The organism is Pseudoalteromonas sp. McH1-42, from assembly GCF_022347845.1.
In the GTDB taxonomy this organism is placed as follows: Bacteria; Pseudomonadota; Gammaproteobacteria; order Enterobacterales; family Alteromonadaceae; genus Pseudoalteromonas; species Pseudoalteromonas rubra_D.
On sequence record NZ_JAKRFU010000030.1, the window covers coordinates 1 to 10,877 of the forward strand.

Genomic DNA, 10,877 nt, shown 5'->3' on the forward strand with positions numbered 1-10,877 from the left:
TTAATTGTGTTCGACTTCGATCCAGTCTTTTTCGTCAACCCAGTTCTGGCTGCCCTGATTGACGCTGCGGATCGGCACCAGATAATCACAGCTTATTTGCGGTTTAACCGAGGCGAAAATTGGCACAAAGCCAAAGCTGAGGGCGGTTTCGATGATCGCCTTTTGGTTCTGCGGGTCAATATCGGCTGCTTCATCAATATAGATGGGAATGCGATACATTGCCTGCTCCTGATCCGACAGTAAGTAACGGATAAACAACATACCGCACAGGAGTTTAATGGTGATCCGAGTACCATTTGAGCCGGCAGAGTCAATTTTGTCAAAATGCTCCGTATCGCCAGCGCGGTTTACCACTTCAAAGCGAATATCAAATAGATCGGTGAGTGTCAGACCAGCTTTGTCGCTGGCTAGCTTGATAATGTGATCTTTGGCTTCGTTGACTGCATTGCTGTCGGCGGGTTGCTCGCTGAGTAAGTCAAAGCTTTCACCCTGTTCGTATAAGTCGGATGTTGCGATGATGGTATCTATACTCTCAACTAGCATCTTTCTTGGGATCACGTTGATCTTAAATGCCTTGAGGTTTGAGATGCGATGCTGACTGATCCCTTTATTAAAGCTGTTCATTTCCCGGCGCAGGCGATCTAAGTCTTCACGCAGACCTTTGATGGTTGCGGCGACTTCAGTGAGTGCTACCCGGGCCTGACGTTCAACTGCATCACGCTCATTATCTATGTTGTGATAGGCGCTGATGAGCTTAGCGTATTTGGTCGCATCGTCTGTCTCGTTGTCGAACTTAGTAATACCGGCGTTGTAGATGTGCAGGTAAGTATTGCGCACATTGACATCCAGGTTACGTAGTTCCTGACAGTCTTTGTTAAATTGATGGATCACTTCGGCCAGGTTGTCGAAGTCCAGCTTAATCTCAATCGGGTAAGGTGTTTGTTTGCCACTATATAAGTCAAGCGAATGATCGATGCGTTCAGACTTTACTTGCTTCAGGCGATCCGCCTGGCGCAGGATCAGATCTTGCTTGCTCTTGATAATAGAGCGGCGATCTGAAATTGACCCGGCATTACGTTGCACATCCTGTAAATAATCGTCTACCTGCTCGCGCTCAGCTTGTAGCTGTTCCTGTAATGCCTGCTGTGCTTCAGCCGACTGTGCCATGGTCTGAAATTGCTCAAAGCGCTTTAATGCCGCTTCGGTGGCCATTAGTTCATCGTAGAGTGCATCACGCTCTTGTTGTTTTTCGGCCACATTGGCAGATACTTCGCGCTGTTGTTTAAGTTCTAGCAGTGACTGTTGCAGTGCGTCCAGCTGCGCCTGTAGCTGGGTTTTGTTTTCGCCGCTTTGCATTTGCACCGGCGCCAGCTTTTTAAGCTTAATGGTGGCACCGGGCAGCTTAAGTTCACCGCCTTTGACTGCCGCAGATAATTGCGCAAGGAAGTCGCCAAAAGCGTCGTCATCACTGATCTCTACTTCGCCTTTCCCTGTAGTGGCAAAAGACAAAATATCTGGGTTCAGAATCCGAGAGATCTCTTCTACTTCTTTCAGTGACAGGTCTTCACGCATGCGGGTAAAGAGGTTGAATTCGAGGTTTTTCAACTGAAGTTTCAGACTCTTGACTTGCTTTTGCGTTTCGCCAATACGGTAGTCCAGTGTGTGGAGGCTCTGGCCTTGTGCACTGTTTATCGAGAACGACAGCTGTTCGTACTCTTTTTTCAGTAGCGTCAGGTTGGTTTTTAGCGTTGCATGGTTGGTGAGCTCGAACTCAGATTTGAGCGCGTGGTAGTCAGTAAACCATTGTTCTATCTGTGTTTGCTTTCGCTCAATATCACGCGACTGTTGCACATAGAGCTGCTGTTTTTCTTCAAACTCGCGTTTTTCCTGCTCAATATTCTCAAGTTGATCATTGAGTTCGCTAATCTGGCTCTGCTGATACTCATCGAACTCCACTATGGCTTTATCGAGCTTAGGTGCGTAGGCGGCAAGTTTGCCTTTGAGGGTCGCTTCGCCCTCAATCATTTGCTCCAGCGCGGCAATGGGTTCCTGCATGGACTCCAGGGCATTGAGCTCACGGCGAGAGCGGTTTACTTTATCAAACGCACGGCGCCACACTTCATAAAAGTCGACTTTGGAGTTGGACATATGACGCTCAAAGACTTTGAGCATAAAGCGTTTGACATCATGGGCACCCAGTTTATGCAGGTTCAGAATTCGGCGGAAGATCTCTTTGTATACCGCGGCATCCTGGACGTTGTTCAGCGGGATCATCTTGAGGTTGATGTCACCATCGTACGGCGTTGCTCCACCCGTCAGCAAGGCATTCAGTTCGGCCGCTTTAAGCTCAACGGGCTTAAAGCCTTTTTCCTGCAAGTGATTAAACAACTTGGTGTATTTAATGATGCTTTTTCCCTGGGTAAAGTCATCCAAGTTGAGTTTGCCGTTATAGCAAAAGAACTGGTGCGCATAACCGGCGATTTTGCCTAACCCCGCAACGCCGATGACGACGTCGCCATGAGGCAGATTCGCTTCTAGCAGAATGTAAGACTGATCACTTGAAAAGTAGAACTTGCGGGTTTCTTCCAGGTCGTGACCATCCCACTCGGTCAGGCGTAAATCATTGATAAGCGGGAATTGCAGCGCATTGATCACTGAACTCTTACCTGTGTTGTTTGGGGCACAGATAGAGGCACTTTTATTCAGCGGGATCACACACTTGGCATAGCCTGCGGTGTTGAGCAGGGCGAGTTTACTGAGACCATACAGCTTGTTCATACTTCTTCCTCAAGTGTGTCGTAGTTATCTTCGTTCACTTCCATCAACGCGTCGATATAGCGATATATCGGTGCCAGCAGCGAGAAACCTTGCTCTACTTCGCGAGCCAGGCCCAGGCGAACCATACGCAGGCACACGTCTTTGCGAAGATCGGACCCTGAGAAAATCTCAAGCTGATCAAACAGATGTTTATTAAGTTGAACCAGAGTCTGCATTAGCTCTAAATCCAGTACTTCGTCAAACAAAGCACGTAGCGGGTCTTTACCTTGGTTGGCAAAGTGCTCGATCAGGATAAAGACAGTCAGGGCAATGGCACGGGAGATCTTCCCCATGTTAGGTGTGCTTTCATCGCTGGCCAGATAATAGAAGCCACGACTGTCGTGTTGTAGGTCGTGGCCAAGGGCGCTGAACAGTGCCTGATACGACTCTATGTGTTGATCCAACTCTTGCCACTGTGTCGTGTCCTGCTCGCTGATATGATAGCCACTGACCAATTTCTTATTGATCGCCTGTAACTGACTGAGTTCGTCTAAATTAATGTGTGTCATGGTATGTACTAATTCTGGTTATCTGATTGCTTGTCCGTTGCACTGAACGGATAAAGTCGAATGCGGGTATTGGCGATTTGCATTGTCTGTTGTTGCTCGTCTTGGGCGATATCGAGTTCTGGATCGCTGATCAGCTTTTGGTACAGGAACAGCATTTCATCCGCTTCCAGTGCCGGATATTGATCACTCAAAAAGCTAAGCAAGGCGGTACGCTTTTTACCGGACCCTTTAAACGATTTACGCACGTCCGAATAATCCGGAATATTGGGGCTTTGATATGCAGGCACATCCTGCTGATCCGGCAATTGATATTCCTCGTGTTCGAACTCGCTAAGGCTGGCCATATAAGCCACCATATGACGTTGCTGACCCAGGCTGAAACGCTGTATGTCTGAGACAAAGTAGGGCTGCACCGGGCTGAGCATACGATCAACGCCATTTTTACGGACCAAGCCTAGGACTTTTGCCGCCTGGCGGGTAATGAGTGTGTTGCGTCTGAGTTCTTCGCGCAGTGGCATCAGCATATCGGCACTTTTACCTAAGCTCTCACGCCCGATCAGGTGCATATCGAGGATCCGGGTACGCAATTGCTCGAGCATTCGTTTGTCCTGTGCACCACGGCCAAGTTGTTCGATTTGCGCGATCTGTTCACTGATCTGATGCTCTATAGTCGTAAAGCAGGCTTGGAAGGGCCCGTGGATATCGACCATTTCCAGCATTGGCTCGATATATTCATCAAATGCTTCAATCACGGCGCGATAGCGTTTTTGCAAAGACAGATTACCTTGATCTGATTTGGCCTGTTCCACCAGGTTCATGATGGCGCTTTCATTATGATGATACAGCTTGACGATTTTGCGCACGCGCTCATCCATAATACGACTAAAACGACGCAGCTCACTGTGATCACCTTCATCGCCTGCCTGGGCCAAGCGTTCTCCCAGTCGTTGCAGATCTTTAACTAATACTGTGATTTCTTCAGCCAGGCCAAGGTGTTCTTCCTGTAATAAAAAACTAGCGAAGTCGGCCACGGCTCGGTTAATTTCGAGTTGCGATGATTTGGCCAGAGGAATAATTATTTCCTGGTTTAGTAACCGATTGGTTTCTCTATAAATACGTTCACTTGACCAGTTTGGGTTTTTCAATTTGATGATGTTTTGCACATCTTTTAGGCTGAAATCGGCCATCTTAAAGCGTTTAAAAAGCAGCTCCAGGACGCCCCAGTGTTCATTCAGCGTATTTAATACTTTTTTGGCTGGGATCATAGCTTTCCAGTGTGTATCAATTTTGTGACGGTATCAGGTAAGAAAATTGTCATAATGTGTAACTACTCATGGCACAGTGTGCTGCTAAGTGTTAGACTCCGCGCCGATTACGTTACTCTTCACAATTTTTACTTTTAATTACAGGTTGTTTACGCATATGGTCACGCCCATTATCCTAACCCTGATAGCGGTCGCTTTTGTGCTTATCGTTATAGAGGATATTATCCATGTAAACAAGGCCAAAACGACCCTTTTTTTTGGCACTTTATGTTGGATTATCCTATTTATCTCTCCGATCCATGGCGAAAGCTCAGAAACTATACAACATCGGCTCGATCACAACATTCTGGAAATCGCCACATTGTGGTTATTCCTGATGGCTGCGATGACCTTTGTTGCTTACCTTAATTCCAAAGGTTTTATACAAAACATTGTGCATCGTGTGATGCCAACTCAGATCAGCGAACGTAAAATGATGTTCCTGGTTGGCGGTTTTGCTTTCTTGTTTTCTTCGATTTCTGACAACATTACTGCGACACTTATTTCGCTCGCTGTGGTCATGTCACTCAAACTCGACCCGAAAAAGCTGATTAAGTATGCCACACTGATCATCTTTAGTGTTAACTCAGGCGGTGTATCGCTCATCACCGGTGATGTCACGACACTGATGATTTTCCTGGCTGGCAAGGTCACCATTCCCGATCTCCTGCTGCTGGTTGCGCCTTCGATTGTCAGTGTGTTGCTGCTGGCTACGCTGTTGTCCATTGGCATGAAAGATCAACTGGTATTCGAAAAGCAAGCGCTGCGTCGGATAGAGAAAACGGACATCACGATTGCCGTTATCTTTATGACTACCGTACTCACCACGCTGTACCTGAGCGTGCAATATCAAGTCCCACCTATGCTGACTTTCCTGTGTGGCCTGTCAGTGATGTTTTTGATGGCGCAGTTTCTGATGCGCAAGAAAGACGTCAACAAAAAGATCATCGATTATATTCGTGAGATAGAGTACGACACTTTGCTGTTTTTCGTCGGTGTATTGTTGCTGGTTGGGGCACTGAAAGAGGTGGGTGTCCTGAATATGTTTACCCAGTTGTATGAATTCATTGATCCTCAGTATGCCAGTTACCTCGTTGGCCTGATGAGTGCTGCGGTAGATAACGTACCTCTGACGGCTGCGTTGTTAAAGGCGGACATTGTCATGAGCCCTCAGCAGTGGCTGACTTTTACTTATGCAACGGGTGTCGGTGGCTCCATGCTGATTATCGGCTCTGCCGCGGGGATCATTGCCATGAGTAAAGTAAAAGCACTAACTTTTACTAGCTACTTAAGAATGAGCCTGTACTTGTTAATTGCCTATACGGCGGGCTATGCGGGCGCCTATTTTATGGGGCAATTTATTTAAACTTTGGTGACAGGGGCAATTTTGTGCTTGACACCTAGACGTCTAAAAGATACCTTTTTCAAGCCCGCTTAAAATGCGGGCTTTTATTTTGCCAGGATTCAGTTAAACCCTGGCAAAATAAACAGAAGAGGCGCGATGCTTAGGTAGCTGATGTGAGGTGACGATTACCCGTGACCATCAGTGAGGGAAGTACTCGCCGAGAAAAGTCAGGTTGCGTCAGCGTGATTTTTCGGTCCTTGAGGTTGAATCCTCGGGACTGTCACCGTTTTCAGGTGGAGAGCTTCTGGCAGAGGTCATTTCTTTATGGTTAGTCCATCCTATTGCCAAGTTCTCCTTATTGATGTTGATCGCCCAGTGTGATCCCAAGGAGATAAAATGAATTCCCAGTATGTCGTTGCTAAATTTGGTGGCACCAGTGTTGCAAACTTCGAAGCCATGCAGCGATGCGCCACGATAGTCCACGATGATCCGAATGTGCGTGTTGTGGCCGTGAGCGCGAGCGCCGGTGTGACGAATCACCTGGTAACTCTGACGCAGCAAAAAGTCGACGCAGAGGCACGCCAGGCACTGTTTCAGTCTGTTATGGATATTCAACAGAGTATTCTGGCACGTCTAACGCTCGATGCTGATCTGGAAGCGGGGTTTAATGCAACACGGAATGCCTTTCACGCACTTGCTCAATTACCTGCGCTGGATGCACAGCAGTGTGACGAAATGCTGAGTTTTGGAGAGCGCTTTTCATCTTATCTGTTTACTCAGGTACTGAGAGATTTAGGGGTCGCCTGCAGCCGATTTGATGTGCGACAGGTGCTTAAAACGGACCGCCAGTTTGGTAAGGCAGTGCCAGATATTGACGCAACACGTGAAGCCGCCGAGGCTCATTTAATCCCCTTATTGCAGGAGCAAGTGGTGGTCACGCAAGGGTTCATAGGCAGTGATAATCAGGGACAAACCACCACGTTGGGACGTGGCGGATCTGATTACAGTGCGGCGCTACTGGCTGAGGCAATTGCAGCACGCAGTGTACATATCTGGACGGATGTCGTAGGTATCTTCAGTACAGATCCGCGTTTGTGCCAAAAAGCGCAGCCAATTGCCCGGTTGAGCTTTGATGAAGCCGCAGAAATGGCAACCTTTGGTGCTAAAGTGCTACATCCTGCAACGATATTACCTGCCAGCCGCAGCGGAATATCAGTGTTTGTGGGCTCAAGTAAAGACCCGCATGCTGGTGGGACCTGGATTGAAAAGAACAACCGCTCGGAACCTGGGATCCGTGCAGTTACACAACGTAAGAACCAGATCCTCTTAACACTGAAGAGCCCGGAAATGCTACTTGCAAGTGGTTTTCTGGCACGTATATTCACCATTCTGAGTGCATATAATATTTCGGTTGATTTGGTAACCACTTCTGAGATTAGCGTCGCATTGACGCTGGACAATGCGCCAAATGCCGCACGCCCCGAGCTGGCGCAGGCTTGCCTGGATGAGCTGGGAGAGTTTTGTCAGGTCAGTGTCGAAAACAATTTGACACTGGTGGCTATGATAGGCTCTGAGATCCAGCTGCGTCATGGTGAAGCGAGTCTGATGCAGGTACTGGCAGATTTTAATATTCGCCTGATCTGTCACGGTGCAAGTCGCCATAATCTGTGCTTTTTGGTTGAGCAAACGGAATCGGATGCAGTCGTGCAGGCGATCCACAGCCGATTACTGGAAGCGGCATAATTCAGGGGTCTGGCAAGTCAGACTGGACACTTTATCACGAGCGGGTAATACTCGCTCTGATACCGAAATCAATTACTCACAGGTGTGTCCATGGAATATCAGGAAATTTATCAGTTCTGGTTTGTCGAATGTCAGGAACAGGATTGGTGGCAAAAGTCGATACAGTTCGACAATAAAATCACGACGCGGTTTGCCCACATACACCAGCAGGCTGTGGCCGGGGAATTGGCTGAATGGCGAAAGACTGCGGTGGGGGCGCTGTGTGAAATCATTGTACTCGATCAGTTTTCGCGCAATATGTTCCGCGACACGCCGGCAGCGTTTGCCAGTGATCCGCTGGCTTTGTGTTTAGCCCAGCACGCCGTTGAAAAAGGGTTTGATCAGCAACTAGAGAAAACCCAGCGCACCTTTTTGTATTTACCCTACATGCACAGTGAAAGTCTGAGCGTACATCAGCAGGCGGATGCCTTGTTTAAATCATTACCAAACTATGAGTTTGAGCTGGCGCATAAAAAAATCATTGAACAGTTTGGCCGTTACCCCCATCGCAATGCCATTTTAGGGCGTGAGTCGAGCGTTGAAGAATTGGCTTTTTTGAAAACCCCTGGTTCGAGTTTTTAAGCTTTGCTGAGCTGTGCTTTCGAGCTTGCTGTACCAGGTTAAGGCCGACAGGCCAGCTCTGTTCTGGGGGCATAACCCCTTGTCACTGTTGGCTGTTCCGATTTGCCCGAACTGACACTCGCAATTTGTTTACAAGTGCGTATAATCGCCAGTCTACAACAATAATTAACTTGGCATTCGATTATGGCTCAAGTGCGTGAAGGTTTTCAAAGCCGTCTGGGCTTTGTGTTAGCGGCAGCCGGTGCGGCAGTCGGACTTGGTAATATTTGGGGATTTCCCACTCAGGCAGCGAACCACGGTGGTGGCGCGTTTTTGCTGGTCTACTTTATCGTCATATTCTTACTGGCATTGCCTGCTTTGTATACGGAGTTGTATCTGGGTCATCAGGCGCAAGCCAACCCGGTGAAAGCGCTCAAGCAGGCGTGGCAGGAAAGGCAGCCTAAAATCGGTGCGTCTGCAGGTTACATCGGTCTTGCCGGTGCCATTGTTATGCTCAGTTTCTATTCTATTGTTGCTGGCTGGATGTTGGCGCATTCTCTTGAGCCGCTCGCACGTTTGACTGGCTGGGATGCCGCCAGTCAATTTTTGTCGGGCGATTCAACCTTACGGAACTTTATCTTTACCCCTTTGATGCTGCTGTTGACCGCTGCGATTATTTTGCAAGGGGTGAAATCCGGTATTGAGGCCTGGTCTCGCCGTTTAATGCCGCTATTGCTGCTGTTGCTTGTTGCCTTGATTGCTTACATGGGCACGTTAGAGGGCGCTGCCGCGGGTTTCAAAGCCTACCTAGTGCCAGACTTTAGCAAAATTGGTGATCCTGAATTAATCATTGCAGCGATGGGGCAGGCGTTTTTCTCTCTGTCTCTGGGCGTTGGCTGCATGATGATTTATGGCTCTTATCTGAAACCAAACGAAAACCTGCCAAAACTCACATTTAGTGTGGCGATGCTGGATACTGGCGTAGCATTTCTGGCTGGGCTATTGATCATCCCGGCTTTGTTTATCGCTCAGAACAACGGGGTTGAAGTTTTCCAAAATGGTAAACTGGTTGGCGAAGGTCGGCTTATCTTTGCGATTCTGCCAGAGTTATTTGCGACCATGGGCGAGATTGGTTTATTCGTCGGGTTGACTTTCTTTGTGCTGATGTCGATAGCGTCGCTGACTTCAACCATTTCATCCACCGAAATTCCGGTGTCATTTTTGGTCGAAAACCATGGCTTTAAACGCTCACAGGCAACCTGGATGGTGACTCTGGTGCTGTTCGTCTGTTCAGGCACCATTATCATGAATTTTGATTGGTTATTTGGTCTGGTCATACAGGTATTCACCCAATATCAGCTGCCATTGATGGGCCTGTTCTACTTTATTACTGTCGGTTGGATATGGCGTCGTGGTAACCAGCTTGCTCTGGAGTGCAGTGGAAAAATGTACTGGTTTGCCCAGTATGTGCGCTTTGTTTGCCCGGTGCTGATGACTGCCGTCTTTGCTAATGTAGCGTTCTTTAAGTAACAGTGGCAAATTGAGCTCTGAATAGCCCGGTATTGCCGGGCTTTTTTGTATTTAAACACATAGGGTTAGTGTTTTATTCAATCGAGTAATGACCAATTCAACCGCACGCTAGAAACAAATGCAACTTTGATCGCGATTAGTTGCTAAGCCGCTTCAATCTGTATATCTTGTGACGTTAATGTATCAATTTGATGAATCTTGTTTATCAAATTGATGTGTATTCATAGGAACAAGGATAAGATGGAAAACTGTGTAGTCAGCGGGAGGCTTCCCCCAAAAAGCCCTCAGGATCCGGTGATTAGTGAAATTAACTGGTTTATCAACAACATTTATCAGCCCGCATATCTCAAATATCAAAAACTTAGCAAGTTGACCCGCACTATCAGTGCAAACTCGGCCATTCTTGCTTTTGTATTTTTGAGCTATTTTGGGCTGAATGCGGCATTCCCAAAGCTCAACCTGTTTGCGATACAGACACTCCATGATGGTTATGATCTCAATATGGCCATTGTGTTAGGCCTGCCTGTATTTCTCGTCGCATTGATAGTGTGTACACGTCAAAAGTTGCACCTGCGCCATCTTTGCTTAGCAATAATTTTAGGCCCAAGATACAACCCTAAATTTGCATATCGTAAAGAGAACTTGCTTCATACCTTACCTTTTTTGCAAGTTGTTTTGTTTTTGTCATTGTTCCTATTTTGCTTTACACAGCAAATGGTCGCGGTCGCAGGAATAATAAATGTGATTGTTTATGTTGGCACTTATATGGTTAATCGGCTGTTCGGATATACCTCTGCAACGACGCGAAATCAAATCATGATTCATAACCTTAAACGATTGCGGCGAGAGTATGAAATAGCGAGCTTTAACTGTGGCAGGTTTGAGCTGGAGCGCGTGCAGGCAGACGCGTTTGCGAGTTTATTCCAACTGGAAAAAGACAATGTAGCGCGACTGGATAAAGAGATCATGGGGGATCATTACAAAGTCCATGACAGCGCATTTAATATCATTAAAGGGTTAAGGAAGTAG

General features: G+C 47.4%; 8 protein-coding genes and 1 riboswitch. Of the genes, 5 read left to right on the top strand and 3 right to left on the bottom strand.

Annotated elements, in window-relative coordinates; genetic code table 11:
- From MHN31_RS21185 to MHN31_RS21195, 3 genes are read right to left on the bottom strand one after another with little or no spacing between them, the layout of a single operon-like run.
- Complete coding sequence (locus MHN31_RS21185; RefSeq protein WP_239445254.1) at positions 1 to 2,778, bottom strand: ATPase; 2,778 nt, start codon at positions 2,776 to 2,778, stop codon at positions 1 to 3.
- Entirely contained in the window at positions 2,775 to 3,326 is a 552-nt protein-coding gene (locus MHN31_RS21190) for a hypothetical protein (protein WP_125564001.1), read from the bottom strand. The genes MHN31_RS21185 and MHN31_RS21190 overlap by 4 nt, the downstream gene beginning before the upstream one ends.
- Positions 3,327 to 3,334: 8 nt before the next feature.
- A complete protein-coding gene (locus MHN31_RS21195; protein ID WP_239445255.1) occupies positions 3,335 to 4,591 on the bottom strand; it encodes a hypothetical protein in 1,257 nt (418 codons plus the stop codon).
- Positions 4,592 to 4,748: 157 nt separating this feature from the next.
- Here MHN31_RS21195 and nhaD point away from each other — a divergent pair, with 157 nt between their 5' ends.
- The 5 genes from nhaD to MHN31_RS21220 all read left to right on the top strand — a co-directional run bounded on the left by nhaD (position 4,749) and on the right by MHN31_RS21220 (position 10,877).
- Positions 4,749 to 5,996, top strand: coding sequence for a sodium:proton antiporter NhaD (nhaD, locus tag MHN31_RS21200; RefSeq protein WP_125564005.1), 1,248 nt, complete (start codon positions 4,749 to 4,751; stop codon positions 5,994 to 5,996).
- A 117-nt stretch (positions 5,997 to 6,113) separates the two neighbouring features.
- Positions 6,114 to 6,287: riboswitch (Lysine riboswitch) on the top strand.
- A gap of 84 nt (positions 6,288 to 6,371) precedes the next feature.
- A complete protein-coding gene (lysC, locus tag MHN31_RS21205; protein ID WP_239445256.1) occupies positions 6,372 to 7,718 on the top strand; it encodes a lysine-sensitive aspartokinase 3 in 1,347 nt (448 codons plus the stop codon).
- Between the two features lie 90 nt (positions 7,719 to 7,808).
- Positions 7,809 to 8,339, top strand: coding sequence for a DUF924 family protein (locus tag MHN31_RS21210; RefSeq protein WP_239445257.1), 531 nt, complete (start codon positions 7,809 to 7,811; stop codon positions 8,337 to 8,339).
- A gap of 183 nt (positions 8,340 to 8,522) precedes the next feature.
- Positions 8,523 to 9,848, top strand: coding sequence for a sodium-dependent transporter (locus tag MHN31_RS21215; RefSeq protein ID WP_239445258.1), 1,326 nt, complete (start codon positions 8,523 to 8,525; stop codon positions 9,846 to 9,848).
- 240 nt (positions 9,849 to 10,088) lie between these two features.
- A complete protein-coding gene (locus MHN31_RS21220) occupies positions 10,089 to 10,877 on the top strand; it encodes a hypothetical protein (RefSeq protein ID WP_239445259.1) in 789 nt (262 codons plus the stop codon).

Excerpts from the sequence above, each read along its gene's own strand:
- MHN31_RS21185 (WP_239445254.1), bottom strand. The coding sequence starts at position 2,778 with ATGAACAAGCTGTATGGTCTCAGTAAACTCGCCCTGCTCAACACCGCA.
- MHN31_RS21190 (WP_125564001.1), bottom strand. The coding sequence starts at position 3,326 with ATGACACACATTAATTTAGACGAACTCAGTCAGTTACAGGCGATCAAT.
- MHN31_RS21195 (WP_239445255.1), bottom strand. The coding sequence starts at position 4,591 with ATGATCCCAGCCAAAAAAGTATTAAATACGCTGAATGAACACTGGGGC.
- nhaD (WP_125564005.1), top strand. The coding sequence starts at position 4,749 with ATGGTCACGCCCATTATCCTAACCCTGATAGCGGTCGCTTTTGTGCTT.
- lysC (WP_239445256.1), top strand. The coding sequence starts at position 6,372 with ATGAATTCCCAGTATGTCGTTGCTAAATTTGGTGGCACCAGTGTTGCA.
- MHN31_RS21210 (WP_239445257.1), top strand. The coding sequence starts at position 7,809 with ATGGAATATCAGGAAATTTATCAGTTCTGGTTTGTCGAATGTCAGGAA.
- MHN31_RS21215 (WP_239445258.1), top strand. The coding sequence starts at position 8,523 with ATGGCTCAAGTGCGTGAAGGTTTTCAAAGCCGTCTGGGCTTTGTGTTA.
- MHN31_RS21220 (WP_239445259.1), top strand. The coding sequence starts at position 10,089 with ATGGAAAACTGTGTAGTCAGCGGGAGGCTTCCCCCAAAAAGCCCTCAG.